Source organism: Siminovitchia fordii DSM 16014 = CIP 108821 (genome assembly GCF_000374565.1).
GTDB lineage: Bacteria > Bacillota > Bacilli > Bacillales > Bacillaceae_C > Siminovitchia > Siminovitchia fordii.
Genome location: NZ_KB894706.1, coordinates 37,605 through 58,360, shown reverse-complemented (window position 1 = coordinate 58,360; position 20,756 = coordinate 37,605). Strand labels below are relative to the sequence as shown.

Genomic DNA, 20,756 nt, shown 5'->3' with positions numbered 1-20,756 from the left:
TATGTTCTTTCATTTAATTAATGACTTGTATAATCAGTCTTCCATTATCTTGACCTCTAATAAGGCACCAAAAGAATGGGGAGAATTATTGGGTGATCAAGCTATAACAACAGCAATTCTAGATAGGATTCTTCACCGAGTAGAAATCATTCATTTAAATGAAGATAGTTATCGTATGAAGCATCGTTCTACCATATTTGGGGAACAAAGTGTTTCAAAATAACGAGCAAAAATTGTTTCATTCTACTTGACGGTCACACGTGCATCTCTAACACCACTATAGGTTTGTTTTGATGAATGCACAGATGTTCCAGATTGAGAATTTTCAGCTGATACACCTAGATATTTCTTAAATTCCTTATATGTATTAAAACGATCTATATCACCAATAACACCGATTAGAGTACAAGCAATATTTTCACTTACAAAAGGAAATGAAAGAAGTAACTCCGTATATGGATGTGGTTCAATTCCTTTATCGGGGTCTCCATTAAGAAGAGAATGGATTTCTATATCGATAAGTTGAATGCTTTCCTCAAGCCTCAATGCTTCTTCAATTACCCATTTCTGCCTTCCTACTAGATGTTCTACGGGCACAGCCACTGTATGAGGCATAATTTCAGCTAGAGTTTTAGCAGCTTTTTTCGCTACATTCTTGGCTCCTGCTTTAGAAATTGCCTTATACAGTTCATCTTCCGATGAATTCTTCATGTGAAGACCCGTAGGGTATTCTAATACTAACTTCATTACCGAAGAAGTACCTAGTTTTTTAAATGCTTTATTTAAGTCTGGGTGTGTTACTTTTAATAATTGTTGAACTTGATTTTTTCTTCGAGTTAATTGAACGTTTAAATACCAACGATCTCGCATGACCGTGCGAAATAGGGATTGTAAGACAGTTTGAGGCCTTATTAGAGTAACTCCCTGCATGTGAGGATGGAGCTGTTTGTGCCACACCATATAGGACATTACTTTGGCATCCATTGAATCTGATTTTTCTGAGATACCTAAATTATTCTTACGAAATTCACCAACTGCTTTATTCTCCACTTGAAAGAGCTGATAACCTTCATTTAATAACACTTGCTGAACTAAATAGGAATAATGTCCACCAGTAGGTTCTAAAAGGATTAAGAAATCATCCCTGGTGATATTAAATTGATCTTCTATTTGTTTTAAAGCCTTTAAAAACTCTGCGATCCCTGCACTATCAGAATTAAATTTCATCGTTTTCGTTCGTTTCCAGGCAATCCCTTTAGGATCTAAAAAAGCATCAAATTTAATACAAGAAGCTACATGAAAACTAGCTCCGATATCTATACCAACATAAAACTGATAAAACTTACGAGTATCTTGGCCTTTATCATCTGAATGATTCCCATAACTAAAAGGAGTGATCGTATTTTCCATGATTCCCTCTCCGAACAGTAAGCAGTATGATTATATCTGACCATCCAAGTTTCTGTTAGAGCTTAAGCCCAATGTAGCATGTTAGGATTATATCGCCAAATATTTAATCTCAGATTTAACAAAAGAGTCTAGATACACTAGCTCCATACACTTTTAGAGTTTCAACTGCACACTATTCACTATATTTACATTATAATATTTCTATATAGTCTATTGAATAGGAATGTTCGACACTAACCATAATATTCCTTCTAAAAAATAAAAAAACCTGTCGAAATGACAGGATAATCAGTAGTTTTATATTTAATTTGATGTGCAGTGCCATCTTTCTAATTGAATGGAGTGCCTCACATCAATATTAGAGGTCTATGACTAATAGCCCCAATCCAGTTAATGGTCGGAATCACCTAAAGGTCACTGCACAATATTATAATATCGCATCTAGTAAAATTAATAAACCAATGTCCCCAAACAACTTTCAAAGTTTCTGTAAAAGAACTCACGTTTAAAACAAAGGTACATTGGTTCCTCTAAAATTATATATTAATTATTCCCTTTATTCATTATTATTTTTCTTGGGCCACAGATTAAAGACTTAATTCAGTAGCATGTAGTCCACTAAATACAGTATATTTTTTCTATAAGCACTACAGAAACAACTTTATTGTAAATTAAACGACTTTATTTATAATTAAACATCTTAATTGTCATTTAACAATTACATTAATTTTTAAAATATTTAATCATAAATTTTCTAAAAAACCTGTAAAGACGAGCCCATGATATTGGTTAGCACGCGCGCTCAAGCAAAATTTTTGACAGAAAACATCGTATTTTTTATTCTGAAATAGTAAACCATAATAATAATCTGTTTTACGATTGAGAATGACTATCGTTGTTCTTTGATAGAATAAATTATAATTTTTTTACAAAAGGAGAATGATTATGAGCAAGGTAGCTATAGTTACTGGTTCTGCAGGCGGATTAGGAAAAGGTATAGCAGAGAGACTTTGCAAGGATGGCTTTAGTGTTGTACTACATGATATAAATGAAGCATTACTAAAGGAAACTGTTTCAGAATTCAAAGAAAAAAACTTTAATGTTTTCGGTGTTAAGGGGGATGTATCAAAACGTGAGGACCAATTCAATTTAGTTAAAGAGGCAGTAGATAAATTTGGTCGTTTAGATGTTTTTGTTAATAATGCAGGTGTTGAGGCAGTTTCCCCATTCTTGGAAATTACAGAAGAACAGCTAAATAAATTATTCAAAATTAACGTTAATGGTGTTGTTTTTGGCACTCAAGCAGCCGCTGACCAATTTATTAAGCAAGAAACTAAAGGAAAAATCATTAATGCATGTAGTATAGCAGGCCATGAATCATATGAAATGCTTGGTACATATTCTGCGACTAAACATGCTGTTAAATCTTTCACACATTCAGCTGCTAAAGAATTAGCTAAATATAAAATTAGAGTAAATGCATATTGTCCTGGTGTTGCAAAAACAAAAATGTGGGATAGAATCGATGAGGAAATGGTTAAATATAACGATGATTTAAAACCAGGGGAAGCTTTTGAAAAATTCTCTTCTGAAATTGCCCTTAAAAGATATCAAACACCTGAAGATGTTGCTAATTTAGTATCATTCTTAGCTTCAGATGATTCAGATTATATTACTGGTCAAGCTATATTAACGGATGGTGGTCTTGTTTATAGATAAATTAGATTATTCTAAGGTCCAGCTAATAAAAGAATCCATTTTGAAAAAAGTTTGATCAAAATGGATTCTTTTTTTGAATGAACTTCTGTTTTATAAAAAAGTTCTTTCAAGGTGCCTAAAGTTGATTTTCGACTATAAATTTGTTTCTGATGGTGGGAGCGATTTTACAGTTTTTATCCAACTGATTCTTGTCTTCATCCTATTTTTCTTTATTTTATTGTCGATATGGGCCTTTATTGGCTTTTCAATGATGAATAATGAGGTTGTTCAAGATTTATTCAAGGCAGACAGCACTTTCCTTTCTGATTAAATTACTTATGGTCAGCACAAATAAATACTGGAACGTACGATACTATTCACGAACAACGCCATTATCCGATAACCTTTTCATAGGGGTATACTCCCTTATTGGAATTGTCTTTATTGTTGTGTCTTTCAAGATAGAAGGGTAATTCAACTAACGGGTGCTTTCGCGGAATAAGCTTTAAATATTACACTCGTCATAGACCTAAAATTTTTGCATAGATCATACTAGAACACTTATTTGCTGCAATAGTTTAAGCTGACTGCAATCCGCCCCTTAAAGATATGCACGATGCTATGGTGATCGATTCCGAAAGATTTTACACAGGGGATTCTCACGATTAACGCACTGCTACAAAAAAATAGAAATCGATAATAATGATAACTTTCCTTAACATTTCCTCCCTTTGTATAGAGGAGCTTTTTTTGCTGTAACGAAGATTATATATTCAATTACCTCAGTCTGCTAATCTAACCTACATCACATGGAAGAATAGAAAATGAAGCAATAAGGATCTGCTAAATTAATAAAGTTTTCTAAATGAGATGTACATAATACTTTTCAAATGGAACATCAAAAACTATACAGGTCTCAGATGATATCTATGAAGGCGAAACAAATGCTGAAAAAAGAAGTAGAATGAGAATGCTTTTGAACTCTAATTCATCTACATTAGAGTCCTTTTTCGCTAGCAGAGTGATATTAGTAGAGGAGGACTGTGAAGTTCTGCCCCTAATTTGTCCCGATCAACCGGAATATGAGGAACAGCGTGAACAGTATCAACTGCAACTAACACACCTACTTCTCTTGCTTTTTTAGAGATTGTTGAAACATCATTGATGTTGCCCACTGCATTTGAGGCAAGGCCAATAGCAACGAGTTTCGTATTTTCGTTGATTACCTCATCCAAATCATCAAGGTTTAAGATTAATGTTTCAGGATTGACCTTAATCCACTTTACGCTTAAGCCTTTATCTTCTGCCATCGTGAGCCATGAATCAACGTTGGACGATGGTCGATTTCGGATAAAACAATTTCATTCCCTTTCCCCCAATATCTCCCAATGGCACGGGCATTTGAAAAGGCGAGTGTTGTCATATTGGCTCCAAGAGAACTTCATCAGGATTGGCATTCAACAAGTCACCGATAATGGACTTAGCATTGGCGATGATTTCTTCCTCTCAAGGCTGGTAACAAAGGAACCATCTATATTGGCAGTGCCGTTCTCCATATAATTTTTAATGGCGTCAATCGAAGACTTTATAACTCGAGACCCTCCAGGACCATCAAAGTAAACACTTCTTACCCATTTAATTTCCTTTTTAAAGCCGGAAATTGATCGCGAATTTCAGTATTTAATCACAATAAGATTAATTGGTGCTTCAGTACCTTCAACAACTTTCAAAGGGTAAGCACCTACATAAATGTTTAATACGTTTTTATCTTACATTATTTTATTTGAGAAATAACTATTATTGATTGGTCTATTACATTTTTGAATTGCATAAGAGTTCGGTAGCCTTTATGGGGATTTATTTATGTATATTAAACTTAATAACATTTCAGCTAAGGTGGTTAATCATACAAATTATTCCAAAAACATTGGTGAGATTTTCTCCAAATATACTTCGTAAAAAATATTAACGCAGGCAGGTAAGGAGTTGCGTTAATATCAATCATTATTTAGAAATCCTGCTGAAGCGAACCCTTCCGAATAGTACGAATCTCACTGAAAACCATCCGACTTTTATGTCCAAGTCACCTTTATCCTTTTTTGTCGGAAAAAGAGACAAAAAATATAATTTATACAAGGCTTACACCCAATCCGTAAATGATTGGTTCGGTAGCAGTGATTTCTAATACACCCAAACCTGGAAGAATTACAACTGCGTATAAAATAATGCAATAGAAGGTTCAACGGGCATTGACTTTCCTTGAGAATAATCGGAATATGATCGGAAGGAATAGTGCCCAATACAGCATAGGCCACACACCTAAATGTAAAGTCTTTAAGACCTTTAAAAAAACTACGCAAGGACATATATCATATTCCTATGGTTGCCCCGAATATATCCTTGCCAATCATCAAACTAGGAGACCATTCCTTCCAATGTCCGGATTTAACATAATTATGATCGACTTCAGCTATTCTACTAGTAGCTTCCATCAAAATACCGAAATGTGGTCAGCTGTCGTTTCCGTTAAAATGCCGGGAGTATTTGTTGCCATAACTCTCCGCTTTGTCATTTCTCCAAGATCAAGATTATCGTAGCCAACAGTGATGTTGGATACCACCTTGAGTACAGAGATCGTTTAAGAATTAAATTGGAGAGTAACCTAGGAGCTAGTGAACAACAAAACCGGTCCCATACGGAAACCGGTTTTGTTTAATTACAGCTTTAGTTCTCCCATGCGCAAAAGTTCAACGACAGCTTGAGAACGCCCCTTGACTCCGAGCTTTTGCATGGCGTTGGATATATGATTGCGAACCGTCTTCTCGCTGATGTACAGTTCGTTCGCGATTTCCTTTGTGGTTTTATCCTGAACTAATAGCTCAAATACCTCTTTTTCTCTTTTCGTGAGCAGCGGTTTATGAGTGAATTCGTTCTCCTTCAACTATTGTAACCCTCCTTGCCTTCGCCAGCTTCAACCGTGGGGATGGGTATTAACTTTGTCATCAACATCATATGTGAATCAAATAATGGGAGTGACATGGGAATGGCAAGAAAACAATAAATAGGCAATCATTCACTTCATTTTTTATGTCTGTCATCCGGCGGATCAAACTTCTTTGTATCATCCTTGAATAGAAAATAAGAAAGGACTCCGGATAAAAGGGCTGCCCCAATCACAAGATATGTGCGGATATTTGGTTCGATATCAGTATAATATTTATTCAGCCACCAATTTGACATCAGATACACGATTATTGCGATCGGTAAAGGAAACAGTACGAATCTCTTCACATTTCAACTTCCTTTTTTAAAAATTATTGTTTAAATTTTCGACAAAAGTCTTTCTTTGAATTCATCCGACCATGGAACACTTTTCCCGCTTGATTTGGAGACTTGAACAATCATTCCTCTGCCTGTAAAGCACAAGGATTCATCTTCCCGTACCCCCATGTAATGGAGATCGATCGATGATGTCCCCATTTTGTTAACCTTTACAAAAATCTTCAGCAGTTCGTCAAAATAGACCTGCGATAGAAAATCACATTGCAGATCTGCCACTACAGGGATTGTTTCTTGCGAGGAATCCAGCCATTTCTGCATCAATCCGGTCTTTTTAAAAAAGCCGATACGAGCTTGCTCAAAATAGACCAATGGAACAGTATTATTCAAGTGTCCAAACATATCGGTTTCTGAAAAGCGGACTTTCACTTCTTGATAATATGAAAATTCATTTTTCCATTCTTCGAGGTTTTCTATGTATGAAATTCGGGACATATCCATCTTCCTCCTTTAATAAAAAACAGCAGCTGCCTCAATGTGGACAGCTGCTGTTTTTATGTGTGAACAAGCAAGGTGAATATTTACGATTAATCCACCATATGGTCGCTTCCGAAGAACTTTTTAAACATTTGTATGCTTGTAGCACGGTTCATCGCAGCAATCGACGTTGTTAACGGAATTCCCTTCGGACAAACTTGAACACAGTTTTGAGAGTTACCGCAACCTGTGATTCCTCCATCGTCCATCAGTGCCTCCAGACGTTCGTCTTTATTCATAGCACCAGTTGGATGCGAGTTATACAGACGAGGCAGTGAAAGGAATGCTGGTCCGATGAAATCGGATTTGCTGTTGACATTCGGGCATGCTTCCAAGCATACACCGCATGTCATACATTTGGAAAGTTCATAAGCCCATTGGCGTTTTCTTTCCGGCATGCGGGGCCCTGGTCCAAGATCATACGTACCATCAATTGGAATCCAGGCTTTTATCCTCTTCAAGGAATCAAACATTCTGCTTCTATCGATGACCAAGTCACGGACAACCGGGAAAGTATCCATCGGCTGCAAACGAATCGGCTGTTCAAGCTTGTCAATCAATGCCGTACAAGATTGACGCGGCTTACCGTTGATTTTCATGGAACATGCTCCACAAACCTCTTCAAGACAGTTCATATCCCATGCGACTGGTGTAGTTTTTTCCCCTTTTGCATTTACCGGATTACGGCGAATTTCCATCAACGCCGAAATGACGTTCATGTTCGGACGATAATCCAGTTTAAATTCTTCTTCGTATGGCTGGGAATCAGGATGATCTTGTCGAGTGATAATGAATGTGACAGTTTTGTTTTCGCTCATCCTTATTTCTCCTCTTTCTTTTTAGTATAGTCCCTTTTACGTGGCTTAATAAGGGATACATCTACATCCTCGTAGCTGAATTCCGGCTGATTTTTAGCAGGGTTGAATTTAGCCATAGTTGTTTTCAGCCATTCTTCGTCATTACGGTCAGGGAATTCAGGTTTATAGTGGGCACCGCGGCTTTCGTTACGGTTCAAAGCACCAATTGTGATGACACGCGCTAGCTGCATCATGTTCCACAACTGTCTTGTGAACATGGCACCCTGATTGCTCCAGCTTGATGTATCGTTGATGTTGATATTTTTCCAGCGTTCCATCAACTCAAGGATTTTATCGTCGGTAGCTTTCAAGTTTTTATTATCGCGGACAACCGTAACATTGTTCGTCATCCACTCGCCAAGCTCTTTATGGAGTACATAAGCATTTTCCGTACCATCAAGTGATGTGATGTCCGCCCATTTTTCCTGTTCTTTCTGAACAGCACCGTCAAATAGAGAAGATGGAAGGTCTTCTACACTCTTCTCAAGACCACTTACATATTTTACAGCTTCAGGTCCCGCTACCATTCCACCGTAAATGGCGGAAAGCAAGGAGTTTGCTCCTAAGCGGTTCGCACCATGCTGTGAATAATCACATTCACCTGCTGCGAATAAACCTTCAATATTCGTATGCTGTTCATAGTCAACCCACAATCCGCCCATAGAATAATGGACTGCCGGGAAGATTTTCATTGGTACTTTACGAGGGTCATCACCAGTAAACTTCTCGTAAATCTCGATAATTCCGCCAAGCTTGATATCCAACTCTTTAGGATCCTTATGTGAAAGATCGAGGTAAACCATGTTTTCCCCGTTAATTCCAAGCTTCATATCTACACAGACATGGAAAATTTCCCGTGTGGCAATGTCACGCGGTACTAGGTTTCCATATGCAGGATATTTTTCTTCAAGGAAGTACCAAGGTTTTCCATCCTTATATGTCCAAACTCGTCCACCTTCACCACGTGCTGACTCACTCATCAGACGAAGTTTGTCATCACCAGGGATGGCAGTCGGGTGAATCTGGATGAATTCTCCATTCGCATATGTTGCCCCTTGCTGATAGACGATGGAAGCTGCAGAACCGGTATTAATGACAGAATTGGTCGATTTACCGAATATGATCCCCGGTCCACCAGTCGCCATGATTACAGCGTCTGCAGGGAATGATTGGATTTCCATTGTATTCAGGTTCTGGGCTACTATCCCCTGGCATACTCCGTTGTCATCCTGGATGATACCAAGGAAATCCCAGCCTTCATATTTGTTTACAAGTCCTGCCACTTCATGGCGACGAACCTGCTCATCAAGAGCGTATAAGAGCTGCTGGCCTGTTGTAGCACCTGCAAAAGCTGTGCGGTGATGCTGAGTACCACCAAAACGGCGGAAGTCAAGTAAGCCTTCCGGTGTCCTGTTGAACATGACACCCATTCTGTCCAAAAGATTAATGATTGAAGGAGCTGCCTCGCACATCGCCTTTACTGGCGGCTGGTTGGCCAAAAAGTCTCCACCGTATACTGTATCGTCAAAATGGATCATAGGCGAGTCGCCTTCACCTTTCGTATTAACCGCCCCGTTAATCCCACCCTGCGCACATACAGAGTGGGATCTCTTTACGGGTACAAGGGAGAAAAGATCCACCGAATTTCCTTGTTCTGCAATTTTAATAGTTGCCATCAGGCCGGCTAATCCACCGCCGACAACAATGATTTTGCCCTTGCTCATCGTGAGGTTACACTCCTTTTCTACTTCTAATTGTATCGTTTTCCCGCAACAAAGTCATCTTGGGCCCATCATACAAACCATTGTGGATAGGCAAAAGCAAGAGCCGCACGAATTCCGACAATAGAAAGAATCACAAAGAAGATTCCCATTACCCAAGAAGAGATGTATTGGGCTCTAGGTGATTGTGTAATGCCCCATTTTACTAGGAATCCCCATAGGCCATTTGCCAAGTGGAATGTAGCAGACAAGATTCCAATAATGTAGATAAGCAACATGATCGGGTTAGTCAGAATATCCGACATCATTTGGAAGTCCACTTCTGCACCAAGTGCTTTTTGGATACGTGTTTCCCATACGTGCCAAGCAATAAAGAACAATAAGATAATTCCCGTTATTCGCTGCAAAGTGAACATCCAATTACGGAAAAAGCTCAATCTGACCGGATTATTATCAGCCGTGAATGCAATATAAATACCTAATACGGCGTGAAATAATAAAGGTATGTAGATGACAACAAACTCCAGGATGATGACAAAAGGAAGATTTCCTACAAATCCTGCCGCATTGTTGAACGCCTCTTCGCCAAGCGTAGCGAAATGGTTGATGATCAAATGTTGCACTAAAAAGACCCCTACTGGAATTACCCCAAGTAAAGAGTGCAGCCTGCGCCAATAAAACTCATTTTTTCCTGCCACGATTTACCCCCCTTAGTAGTTAAGCGTCTGCTCCTTTGACAGTTTTTGTTCGATTGGGCTTGTCGAACAACATAAATGTTTGTAACAAAGTTGTGACCATATTTCATTCTACTCCCCTCATACTGGCTCGTCAAGATAAGGGATTCTTAATTTATTCTAAACTGAATAACAAATCCAATTCGTAATAAAGTTTCCTTTCCCATTAAACACCATTTTCGTTTATAATATACTCATATTGAAAGTGAGGAATTACAGTGAAATCATTATCCAAAAATGAACACCCTCCTTTGAAAAACGAAGCCCCTGCAGCAGTACCTGTCTTTGCGTATGAGTTATTAAGGGACATACTTATCCCGGAGCTGCTGTCCGGAGATACCCATGAAGTTTCTTATTGGGCGGGGAAACATATTGCCCGTAGGTTTCCGCTTCTGTCACTTGACGAAGCCGTAGAGTTCTTCAAAGAAGCCGGCTGGGGCCACCTCCATATCGTCCATGAAAAGAAAAGCGAATTCCTTCTGGAGCTGAGCGGCAGCATTGTGGAAAGACGGCTATTGATGGTGTCAGACCCCTGCTTCCGCCTGGAAGCAGGTTTTCTTGCAGAACAGGTACAGTCCATGAAACAGGCCGGGGCCGAGGCTTTCGAAGAAATCAGTAAAAAACACGGCAAAGTGGCATTTACCGTCCGATGGGATCATAAAGCCATCCCGACAGATTCGTAATTCATGAGTATGTATCGCTGCATAAGCAGAGCCTGCCCCCATAAGCGGGGCAGGCTGTTTTTTTATTTAGTGGCTGTTTCTTCAAGAATACCGAGCTCAAAGGCATCATGCAGATGCTGTGCCGCCGGTTTCATTTGGTCCGCATCGACAAGTACTGACACTTTGATTTCGGATGTGCTGACCATTTTGGACTGGATTCCGTTTTCCGCCAAAACGGCAAACATTTTTGCTGCCACACCCGGGTTGGAAACCATTCCTGATCCGACAATGGATACTTTGGAAAGACCGGTTTCACATTCAATATGATCAAATCCGATTGTCTCTCTTTCATTTTCCAATACTTCAACCGCTTCCTGCCTATCTTTATCTTTGATTGAAAATGACAGGTTCGTCCCACTGTCTGTTTGGCTCTGAATGATGATATCCACATCAATCTGATTAGCAGCCAACGTTGAAAAAACAGACGAAAGTCCAGCTATTTCATCTCTCATTCCAAATACAGTCATTCTCGTAATATCGTCTTCAAAAGCGACACCGCGCACAATCAAGTTCTTTTCCATAGAAGCTTCCTCCTCAATTACTGTACCTTCTTCATTTTCGCTGCTGGACCTGACTTCTAATGATACGGAGTGATTTTTTGCAAACTCAACTGCACGAGGATGCAGTACACCAGCGCCAAGGTTTGCAAGTTCCAGCATTTCATCATAGGAAATGGATGCCAGCTTGCGGGCCTCTGGAACAAAGCGGGGATCAGATGTAAAGACTCCAGTTACATCAGTGCAAATGGAACAGCGTTCGGCTTTCAGAGCAGCCGCAAGGGCTACCGCAGTCGTGTCTGATCCGCCTCTGCCTAGAGTGGTAATCTCTCCGTCTTCCGTTACACCTTGGAATCCTGCTGCCACGATGATCTTTCCTTCTTGTAGTATTTCCTCTAGATGATCCGTCTTTACATCTACGATTCTGGCATTATTATGCACTTTCTCTGTGATGATTCCCGCCTGCCATCCAGTCAAAGAGACAGCCTCGGCTCCCATTTCCGTCAAAGCCATCGACAATAATGAAATAGATACCTGCTCCCCAGTGGCAAGGAGCATGTCCATTTCACGCTTTGCCGGACGCTCTGTAATCTCTCCAGCCAATGTCAATAGCTGGTCGGTCGTCTTTCCCATTGCTGAAACGACAGCCACGACGTTGTTTCCGTTCTCCTTTTCCGCAATGATCCTTTTTGCGGCATTTTTGATTTTATCTGTTGTGCTTAACGAAGATCCTCCGAATTTGATGACTATGGTTCCCATAATCTACCTTCTTTCTTTAATAATTAAGAAAAGCGCAAGCGCCTGTGGACCGGAGTGCCTCTGACAAGATAAACGAGTGCCCTCCTCACGTTTTGTGGCTTCGAGGTACCGGAGCCGAGTTGACTTGTCGTGGGAAGAGGAGCGAAGTCTGCCAGTTCAGTCGATAGGCGCAGGGGCTAAACATTACTCATTGACTCTGAAAGGAAATTTCATTGTATCTTATACTTTTCTTAGGCATTAAAAAAAGCAATGAGAGTCTTTTCTCATTGCTTGTGAGTCACAATAAATAAAAGTGAAAAAGCCACAACATGAGATAGCCCTCCAGTATGAAAGGTATTTCCATACTGACAATTCTGCATTTATTCAATAACAGAACCAGCAAAAATAATCATGGGACTCATTTTCACTTCGGCAACCCTTCCCTTTCATAACCCTTCCTCAAAGCCCATTCTTCTCCGGATTACTACTCTTTAAGGTTTGCGCCTCTATCATTTATTGATTTTGACTCATTATAGCACGCGGCTTTTTCATATTCAACTATTCTTTCAATTTTTCCTTCAAAGTGACAGCTATAGGCAACGGGATACCCAGTCCGGTTATCTCTTCAATATCCGCTTCCTTCATTTTCTTTAATGAGCCAAAATGCTTAAGAATCTTCTGCTTCCTTGCAGGACCTATGCCAGGTACTTCATCGAGGATGGACTGGAAAGCCGATTTCCCTCTCAACTGACGGTGAAAAGTAATGGCAAACCGGTGAACTTCATCCTGTATCCTTTGCATCAGATAAAATTCCTGACTATTTCTTGCCAGCGGAACGACAGCGAGGGGATCACCGAATAATAGCTGGGACGTTTTGTGTTTATCATCTTTTGCCAATCCCGCAATCGGAATGTCCAATCCGAGCTCATTTTCCAGAATGTCCTTCGCTGCTTCAACCTGGCCTTTTCCCCCATCAATTAGCACCAGATCCGGCAACGGGAGTCCGTCTTTAAGCACCCGGAAATATCTCCTCCTGACAACCTCCCGCATCGACTCATAATCATCGGGCCCTTCAACTGTCTTAATTTTATATTTCCGGTACTCCTTTTTATCCGGCTTTCCATTAATGAAAACAACCATGGCGGATACAGGGTCAGTTCCTTGAATATTTGAGTTATCAAATGCTTCAATTCGGTACGGTGTATAAATGCCCATTACTTCCCCTAGTTTTTCAATCGCCCGGATTGTTCTTTCTTCGTCCCTTTCGATCAGAGCAAACTTATCATGCAGGGAAACTTTCGCATTTTTTTCAGCCAACTGAACAAGGTCCTTCTTTTGCCCTCTTTTCGGTATAAGAATTTTTGTTTGGACCAGCTCCTCCGCCATGGAAGCATCTACAGAATCAGGCAAAAGGATTTCCCTTGGCTTGAAATGCTGTGGCTGAAGGTAAAATTGACCCAAAAATGTAAGAAACTCTTCTTCCTGATCTCCATATACCGGGAATACGGACACATCTCTTTCGATCAATTTTCCCTGCCGGATGAAAAATACCTGAACACACATCCACCCTTTATCAATCGCATATCCAAACACGTCCCGATCGATAAAGTCAGATGAGATGATCGTCTGCTTTTCCATTGTTGTCTCGATGTTGCTAATTTGGTCTCGGTATTCCTTCGCACGTTCAAATTCAAGCTGATCGGCAGCTTCAATCATCTTTTGCTCCAATTCTTTCTTAATCGTCTTATATCCCCCGTTTAAAAAACGGGAAATCTCGTCTTTTATTTGCCTGTACGTTTCCTGATCCACTTCATTGACACACGGCGCAAGGCATTGGCCAAGGTGGTAATATAAACAGACCCTATCAGGCAATGACTGGCATTTTCTCAAAGGGTATAGACGGTCAAGGAGCTTTTTCGTTTCATGGGCGGCCTGTGCATTAGGATAAGGGCCGAAATATTTTGCTTTATCTTTCTTCACTTTTCTTGTAATGATCAATCTCGGGTGGCGTTCATTAGTCAATTTTATATATGGGTAGCTCTTATCGTCTTTGAGCAGGACGTTGTACTTAGGGGTATGTTTCTTGATCAGGTTCATTTCTAAGATAAGTGCTTCGACATCGGAAGATGTAACGATATATTCAAAATCCTGAATTTCGGATACAAGCCGCTGTGTTTTTGTATCATGGGACCCAGTAAAGTAGGACCGCACTCGATTGTTTAACTTTTTCGCTTTCCCCACATAGATGATGGTCCCCTGCCTGTCTTTCATCAAGTAACATCCGGGCTGACCGGGCAGGATTTCCAGTTTATGTTTTATTAATTGGTTCAAGGAAGTGACCTCCCATTTTGAAATGCGCAAGCGCCTCGATTAGCCCCGACAAGCACAAGACGATTCCCGAGGAGGCAGTTCTTCAGCCGCCACAGGGAATTGGCTTGTGACCTTGAGGGGCTAGGCGCTGGATCTGGACAAATCCTAATTTTATTTCCATAAATACTCACATTCTTTACTTCAAAAAAAATCCGAGCTGGGCGCTCGGATTCTTGAACATCTTACAGATGTTTGTTTACTAAATCTGCCAGTGCTTCTTTTGGTTGGAAGCCAACAGTTTTATCAACGACTTCTCCGTCTTTCATTACGATTAATGTCGGAATGCTCATGACCCCGAACTGGCTCGCGGTTTCTTGGTTTTCGTCCACGTTCACTTTAACGATTTTTGCTGTATCACCAAGATCGCCGTCCAATTCTTCAAGAACTGGAGCAATCATTTTACATGGACCGCACCAAGGTGCCCAAAAGTCTACTAGAACGACTCCTTCGCCAGTCTCATCTTTGAAGTTTTGGTCTGTTGCATGAGTAATTGCCATTTCTTTACCTCCTAATATACTATCCGAAACTAAGCCAAGTATATCATCAGGCTTTCATACGCGCTAACAATTTGCCTGTAATTTTAATATACCCGAAGCAGAGCTGTTTACACGTGCATTTCTCAGGTCTGAACGTCATTTACGAACAGGATATATCAGGCAGGAAAGTCGGCAGTATGCCGCTGCTTGATCATACAGAAGTATCTGTGCCGACTTGCCAAAGGTCGTGGTATTCACCGTTGGCCAGTACCCATCCCCGCGAGTCCTCAAGCTTCTTCCCTATGGTGCCTGAAGCACTTTCCACTCTGAAACTGTCTTGTTCCCCCACGCAAAATGCACGCCTTCCCTTCTTAGGAGGAAACTTTCATTTTCCGGAATTCTTCCGTCAATAAAGGCACCACTTCGAACAAATCGCCGACAATTCCATAGTCAGCTACATTAAAAATGTTTGCTTCGGGATCCTTGTTAATGGCAACAATCACCTTGGAGTTTGACATCCCGGCCATATGCTGAATGGCTCCCGATATCCCACATGCGATGTAAAGATCCGGTGTCACCACTTTTCCGGTTTGCCCAATTTGAAGCGAGTAGTCGCAGTAATCAGCGTCACAAGCCCCCCGCGAAGCTCCCACTGCCCCCCCCAATACATCCGCAAGCTCCTTCAAAGGCTCAAAGCCTTCAGCACTTTTCACTCCGCGGCCTCCTGCAACGATGACTTTCGCCTCGGATAGGTCCACTCCTTCGCTCGCTTTTGTAATGACTTCTTTAATAATGGTCCGCAAATCTTTTATTTCTGCGGCAACTGAAGTGACTTCACCGCTTTTTGATTCATCCTTCTCAAGTGGATCAATGTTATTTGGACGGATTGTAAAAAAAGTGATGCCTTCAGTAATGACTTGTTTCTCAAATGCCTTCCCTGAATAAATCGGACGAGTAAACACAATTCCGCTTTCGCCCTCTTCAATGGCCGTAACATCTGAAACAAGGCCCGTGTTCAACTTGCTGGCAATCTTTGGGGACAGGTCTTTTCCAAGGGCAGTATGACCAAAGACGATCCCGTCCGGGCGCTCTTCATTCACTACTGCCATAAATGCCTGTGAAAAACCGTCAGACGTATAGTGTTTCAGTTGTTCGTCTTCCACTGTGACCACGCGGTCTGCCCCGTAATGAATCATCTCTTCTGCTTTATCATTTACTGAATCGCCGATCAGGACAGCGGCCACTTCTCCTCCCTCAGCTATTTTCTTTCCAGCCGCTATCGCTTCAAAAGAAACATTCCTCAAGCTGCCATCCCGGAGTTCACCGAGCACCAATACCTTTTTAGCCATTACTTCATACCTCCTGTATCACTGTAAATGGAATGTTAAATTACTTTATTAAGCAAACCCGCAAGCTCTTTTACTTGGGCCTCCAATTCGCCTTCCAAAATCCGGCCTGCTTCTTTTTCCGGAGGAAGGAATATTTCAACTGTTTTCGTTTTAGGCTCGACATCATCTTCATCGAGGTCCAAATCGTCCAATTCCAATTCTTCCAATGGCTTTTTCTTTGCTTTCATGATTCCCGGCAAAGATGGATATCTGGGATCGTTCAGCCCTTGCTGGGCTGTTACCAATAAAGGCAGGGAAGTTTCAATGATCTCGGAATCACCTTCAACGTCTCGGATAATCTTAACCGTTTCACCGTCAATTTCCAGCTTGGTGATTGTAGTAACATATGGTATATCCAAAATATCAGCTACACGCGGTCCTACCTGGCCGGAGCCTCCGTCAATAGCAACATTTCCTGCCAAAATAAGATCCGGATCTTTATCCTTAAGATACTCAGCCAAAATAGCAGCTGCTGAAAATTCATCATAATCATCCAAATCGTCATCTACGTCAATCAAAGCGGCTTTATCCGCCCCCATTGCCAATGCTGTTCTGATCTGCTTTTCAGCATCCTCCTCACCGACAGTCACGACAGTCACTTCTCCCCCATGCTCGTCGCGAACGCGGATGGCTTCCTCAATCGCATATTCGTCATAAGGATTGATGATGAATTCTGCACCATCTTCTTCAATCCGTCCGTTTGAAATGGAAATTTTTTCTTCTGTATCGAATGTTCTTTTCATAAGTACGAAAATGTTCATAATCGAACCTCCTAGAATATGAAACTGATAAAATGAAATGCTATTACTCTCCCATAAAATTCGGCTCTCTTTTTTCGATAAATGCCCGGATTCCCTCCTGTCCGTCTTTCGTAGTAAAAACTTCTCCAAATTTTTCCGCTTCCAGATTGACTCCTTCATAAAAACGATCGTCTTTTCCAAACTGGAGGAGTTCAATGGTTGCTTTGAGAGAAGCGGGACTCTTTTTCGCGATTGACAAAACCATTCTATTCGCTTCCTTCAACAAATCTTCCTCGGGGTAACTTTCATTGGCCAGCCCCCATTGCACCGCTTGTTTTCCAGTAAGAGGCTTGCTTGTAAACAGCATTTCCGCCGCTTTAGCTGTACCGACGTAACGCGGGAGACGCTGAGATCCCGCAAAACCCGGTATCAATCCGAGCTGCAGTTCCGGAAGTCCAAGTTTTGCATTATCACTCACAAGCCGGATATGACACGCCATAGCCAGTTCAAGTCCACCACCAAGGGCAGCTCCGTGGATAGCTGCCACGATCGGCTTCGGAAATCCCTCAATTCTCTCAAATATTCTCTGCCCATTTGAAGCCAGCTCTGAAAACTCTTCACCGCTCTGAACTTTAGTGAATTCCTTTATATCTGCTCCGGCGGAAAAGAACCTGCCTTCGCCAAATAAAAGAATTGCCCGGACATTCTTATCGTTCTCAAGTTCTTCCAATTGCTGATCAAGCTCCCTGATCACTTCTGTAGAAAGTGCATTGGCCGGCGGCCTGTCAATCTTAATGAAAGCAGCATTGTTTTCCTTTGAAACCGACAGAAACTCCATTTATCGAGCCCCCTTAAAGACGCTTTTTTATGAGTTGGCGTTTTTGGACATGCATCCATTCAGAATTAAGCTGTGAACCTTTGGAGCGAGAGCCACTAAATCGTATTTGTGTTCATTCAACACCCAGGTTGTCGCTGTTTCATCCATTGTTCCAAAAATCATCTGCCTGGCCAGCCGGATATCAAGATCTGCTTTAAGCTCCCCGCGTTCTCTACCATATTCCAGAATGCTTTCCAATACGCTAAGATATTCTTTAAGCACTTCATTAATTTTAAACCGCAGATCTTTATTGGATTGTCTTAATTCCAATTGGGTAACGATCGCCAGCTTTTTGTCCGCAGATAAAATTTTGAAATGGCTTTCAATCATTACTAACAATTTCTCTGCAGCTGTTTCTTTTCCTGCAATCACTTCGTTGATTTTTTGAACAAACATGGCCATTTTTTCCTTAAAAACTGAAATAAGAACATCTTCTTTATTTTTAAAGTAAAGATAAATGGTGCCGTCTGCCACTCCAGCCTGTCGGGCTATCTTGGAAATTTGAGATTGGTGATAACCATTTTCTGCTATGACAACGACTGCTGCTTCAATAATTTGTTTATACTTTGGTTTATTCCTTCTCACATGTTTCACCTTCTGCACAGTAAAATGAATGATTGTTCATTCATAAAAATATGATAAATCTTATATAATTTTCTGTCAAGGAATTATTCCCTTAAAATACTGTTTTACAAATAAAAGCAAGCGCCTGATCATCGAGATATGTGTGAAGGTGAGAATTATTTAGATTGGAAGAAGCAAAATTGGCCGATAGGCGCTAAAAACCGATGCCAACAACGGTTGATTATCCGAGTTTTTCTTCTTGCTCCATTTTCTTTCTCTCTTCTTCAACAAGGTTGCGCCGCAGAATTTTTCCAACAGCGGTTTTTGGAAGTTCCTTCCTGAATTCATAGATCCTTGGTACTTTAAATGCAGCTAAATGCTTACGCGCGAACTCATCCAATTCCTTTTCTGTGACATTTTCCCCTTCTTTTAAAACAACATAGGCTTTGACGGTTTCCCCTCTATACGCATCTGGGACACCAGCGGCAACCACTTCCTGAACTGACGGGTGTTCATATAACACCTCTTCGATTTCACGTGGATATATATTAAAGCCTCCTGCAATAATCATATCCTTTTTTCGGTCAACTACATAGAAATATCCTCTTTCATCCATATAACCCAGGTCTCCGGTCAATAACCATCCATCTTTCATTGTCTTTTCCGTTTCTTCAGGCATATTCCAATAACCCTGCATTACCTGAGGCCCTTTCACCGCAATTTCACCGACTTCACCTGGCTGCAAGGGTTCCCCGTTCTCCAGCGAAACTATGATTGCATCCGTGTCAGGCCACGGTATGCCTATGCTGCCTTTGACCCTCTCTCGGTCCCAGAGAAAGTTGGCATGGGTGACGGGGGAAGTTTCGGTCAAACCGTATCCCTCGACCAACTTTCCTCCAGTTGCCTTCTCGAATTTCTCTTGGACTTCTACAGGCAGCGGTGCAGATCCGCTTATACAAGATTCAATGGAAGACAAATTATATTTTTTAAAATCTGGATGATTTAACAAACCGATATAAATCGTCGGTGCTCCAGGAAATAAAGTCGGTCTCTGCTTATGGATTGTTTTCAAAGTTGTTTCCGCATCAAATTTCGGTAGCAGGATCATCTCATAGCCCTGCATAACTCCTAAGATAAGTACAGTCGTCATTCCATATACATGGAAGAGTGGAAGTAAACCGAGAATTTTTTCCTCGCCTTTTTTCATCTTATAAAGCCAGGCATCACACGCGGTAGCATTGGCAATCAAATTTTTATGGGTGAGCATGACCCCCTTCGGATTTCCTGTAGTACCACCGGTATATTGCAAGAGGGCCAGATCACTGTCAAAATCAAATTCCAAAGGAACCTCATCTGAGGAAGCTTCGGTCATGATCTGCTTAAACAGGTGCTGGTTGCCCTCATGCTTTACCTTGACGACGATGCCGCTATCCCGTTTTTGTATAAATGGATAAATGACATTTTTGGGAAACGGCAAATAATCTTTGATAGCGGTTACAATAACGTGTTTAAGTTCCGTACTCCCCATCACTTTCATTATCCGCGGATACAGGAGATCAAGCCCGATGATGGCTTTAGCACCCGAATCCTTCATTTGGTACTCTAGCTCCCTTTCCGTGTAAAGAGGATTCGTCTGAACAACGATCCCACCTGCATAAAGAATGCCATAATAACTTATGACCGCCTGGGGAGAATTTGGAAGCATGATCGCCACCCGGTCTCCTTTCTTGATGTCGAGGCTGCGCAAATAATTCGCCATCTTGTGTGAGCTTTCATAAAGCTCAAGGTACGTCAATTCCTTGCCCATGAAATGAATAGCTGTTTTATTCGGATATTTTTCGGCTGCATCTGTCAAATATTGCTGTACTGGTTTTCGATCATATTCCAACATTTTGGGAATGGTGTCCGGATAAAGATCCAACCAGGGCTTCATATAATTACACTCCTCCTTTTGATGAACAGTTAGAAAATTTTAAACTTATAAATATTATATTACAACGACAGCTACCAGTACAACTAATTGCCCAAATTATCGGAAGAGTGCAGTCTATTTTTCGGGAGGTTTTTGGACGTGATTTTATCCGCAAACCATATAAAGACCGCCTGTTTCCAACAGGCGGTTATTTACGCTTGTATTAGGTATATGAT

21 protein-coding genes, 1 pseudogene and 1 riboswitch are annotated in these 20,756 nt (G+C 41.0%); of the genes and pseudogenes, 3 read left to right on the top strand and 19 right to left on the bottom strand.

All coding sequences use genetic code 11. The features are described 5' to 3' along the window. A partial coding sequence (locus C509_RS0119645) for an ATP-binding protein (protein ID WP_026319985.1) occupies positions 1-223 on the top strand: 223 nt, incomplete at its 5' end. A 35-nt stretch (positions 224-258) separates the two neighbouring features. On the opposite strand, the pseudogene C509_RS24315 reads toward C509_RS0119645, so the two are convergent. Continuing rightward, a pseudogene (locus tag C509_RS24315) lies at positions 259-1,410 on the bottom strand (IS110 family transposase); the annotation flags it as partial. A gap of 945 nt (positions 1,411-2,355) precedes the next feature. Here C509_RS24315 and C509_RS0119635 point away from each other — a divergent pair. After that, the gene (locus C509_RS0119635) at positions 2,356-3,129 is read left to right on the top strand and encodes an acetoin reductase (protein WP_018708642.1); all 774 of its coding nucleotides are present in this window, start codon (positions 2,356-2,358) and stop codon (positions 3,127-3,129) included. 992 nt (positions 3,130-4,121) lie between these two features. Here C509_RS0119635 and C509_RS25225 read toward each other — a convergent pair. The 9 genes from C509_RS25225 to C509_RS0119595 all read right to left on the bottom strand — a co-directional run bounded on the left by C509_RS25225 (position 4,122) and on the right by C509_RS0119595 (position 10,200). After that, positions 4,122-4,418: an aminotransferase class V-fold PLP-dependent enzyme gene (locus C509_RS25225; protein WP_018708640.1), complete on the bottom strand. Its 297-nt coding sequence runs from the start codon at positions 4,416-4,418 to the stop codon at positions 4,122-4,124. 1,059 nt (positions 4,419-5,477) lie between these two features. Beyond that, positions 5,478-5,600 carry a hypothetical protein gene (locus C509_RS27270; RefSeq protein WP_281168092.1) on the bottom strand — a complete coding sequence of 41 codons (123 nt, stop codon included), beginning with the start codon at positions 5,598-5,600 and terminating at the stop codon, positions 5,478-5,480. Next, on the bottom strand, positions 5,600-5,680 hold the full coding sequence (locus tag C509_RS27110) for a hypothetical protein (RefSeq protein WP_245542511.1): 81 nt from the start codon (positions 5,678-5,680) through the stop codon (positions 5,600-5,602). The genes C509_RS27270 and C509_RS27110 overlap by 1 nt, the downstream gene beginning before the upstream one ends. 144 nt (positions 5,681-5,824) lie before the next feature. After that, entirely contained in the window at positions 5,825-6,049 is a 225-nt protein-coding gene (locus tag C509_RS0119620; protein ID WP_018708639.1) for a helix-turn-helix domain-containing protein, read from the bottom strand. A gap of 137 nt (positions 6,050-6,186) precedes the next feature. Beyond that, positions 6,187-6,399 carry a hypothetical protein gene (locus C509_RS0119615; RefSeq protein ID WP_018708638.1) on the bottom strand — a complete coding sequence of 71 codons (213 nt, stop codon included), beginning with the start codon at positions 6,397-6,399 and terminating at the stop codon, positions 6,187-6,189. A 30-nt stretch (positions 6,400-6,429) separates the two neighbouring features. Next, positions 6,430-6,882, bottom strand: coding sequence for an acyl-CoA thioesterase (locus tag C509_RS0119610; RefSeq protein ID WP_018708637.1), 453 nt, complete (start codon positions 6,880-6,882; stop codon positions 6,430-6,432). A gap of 92 nt (positions 6,883-6,974) precedes the next feature. Then, positions 6,975-7,742 (bottom strand): succinate dehydrogenase iron-sulfur subunit, encoded by a 768-nt coding sequence (gene sdhB, locus C509_RS0119605; RefSeq protein ID WP_018708636.1) that lies wholly within the window; start codon positions 7,740-7,742, stop codon positions 6,975-6,977. 2 nt (positions 7,743-7,744) lie between these two features. After that, the gene (gene sdhA / locus C509_RS0119600) at positions 7,745-9,505 is read right to left on the bottom strand and encodes a succinate dehydrogenase flavoprotein subunit (RefSeq protein ID WP_018708635.1); all 1,761 of its coding nucleotides are present in this window, start codon (positions 9,503-9,505) and stop codon (positions 7,745-7,747) included. A gap of 68 nt (positions 9,506-9,573) precedes the next feature. Next, positions 9,574-10,200: a succinate dehydrogenase cytochrome b558 subunit gene (locus C509_RS0119595; RefSeq protein WP_018708634.1), complete on the bottom strand. Its 627-nt coding sequence runs from the start codon at positions 10,198-10,200 to the stop codon at positions 9,574-9,576. A 254-nt stretch (positions 10,201-10,454) separates the two neighbouring features. Between C509_RS0119595 and C509_RS0119590 the strand changes: the two genes are divergently transcribed. Next, positions 10,455-10,919, top strand: coding sequence for a YslB family protein (locus C509_RS0119590; RefSeq protein ID WP_018708633.1), 465 nt, complete (start codon positions 10,455-10,457; stop codon positions 10,917-10,919). Between the two features lie 62 nt (positions 10,920-10,981). Here C509_RS0119590 and C509_RS0119585 read toward each other — a convergent pair whose 3' ends face one another. From C509_RS0119585 to C509_RS0119550, 9 genes are all read right to left on the bottom strand, one after another. Beyond that, a complete protein-coding gene (locus C509_RS0119585; RefSeq protein WP_018708632.1) occupies positions 10,982-12,214 on the bottom strand; it encodes an aspartate kinase in 1,233 nt (410 codons plus the stop codon). A gap of 306 nt (positions 12,215-12,520) precedes the next feature. Next, positions 12,521-12,710, bottom strand: a riboswitch (Lysine riboswitch). Between the two features lie 41 nt (positions 12,711-12,751). Further along, the gene (gene uvrC, locus C509_RS0119580; protein WP_018708631.1) at positions 12,752-14,524 is read right to left on the bottom strand and encodes an excinuclease ABC subunit UvrC; all 1,773 of its coding nucleotides are present in this window, start codon (positions 14,522-14,524) and stop codon (positions 12,752-12,754) included. Positions 14,525-14,745: 221 nt separating this feature from the next. After that, on the bottom strand, positions 14,746-15,060 hold the full coding sequence (trxA, locus tag C509_RS0119575) for a thioredoxin (RefSeq protein WP_018708630.1): 315 nt from the start codon (positions 15,058-15,060) through the stop codon (positions 14,746-14,748). Positions 15,061-15,250: 190 nt separating this feature from the next. Next, a complete protein-coding gene (locus C509_RS26250) occupies positions 15,251-15,388 on the bottom strand; it encodes a hypothetical protein (protein WP_154654467.1) in 138 nt (45 codons plus the stop codon). A 22-nt stretch (positions 15,389-15,410) separates the two neighbouring features. Continuing rightward, positions 15,411-16,388, bottom strand: coding sequence for an electron transfer flavoprotein subunit alpha/FixB family protein (locus C509_RS0119570; protein ID WP_018708629.1), 978 nt, complete (start codon positions 16,386-16,388; stop codon positions 15,411-15,413). A gap of 35 nt (positions 16,389-16,423) precedes the next feature. Further along, entirely contained in the window at positions 16,424-17,188 is a 765-nt protein-coding gene (locus tag C509_RS0119565; RefSeq protein WP_018708628.1) for an electron transfer flavoprotein subunit beta/FixA family protein, read from the bottom strand. A gap of 43 nt (positions 17,189-17,231) precedes the next feature. Next, the gene (locus tag C509_RS0119560) at positions 17,232-18,005 is read right to left on the bottom strand and encodes an enoyl-CoA hydratase (RefSeq protein WP_018708627.1); all 774 of its coding nucleotides are present in this window, start codon (positions 18,003-18,005) and stop codon (positions 17,232-17,234) included. 27 nt (positions 18,006-18,032) lie between these two features. Further along, positions 18,033-18,629 carry a fatty acid metabolism transcriptional regulator FadR gene (locus tag C509_RS0119555; protein ID WP_018708626.1) on the bottom strand — a complete coding sequence of 199 codons (597 nt, stop codon included), beginning with the start codon at positions 18,627-18,629 and terminating at the stop codon, positions 18,033-18,035. Positions 18,630-18,849: 220 nt separating this feature from the next. After that, positions 18,850-20,541 carry a long-chain-fatty-acid--CoA ligase gene (locus C509_RS0119550; protein WP_018708625.1) on the bottom strand — a complete coding sequence of 564 codons (1,692 nt, stop codon included), beginning with the start codon at positions 20,539-20,541 and terminating at the stop codon, positions 18,850-18,852. Between the last annotated feature and the right edge of the window lie 215 nt (positions 20,542-20,756).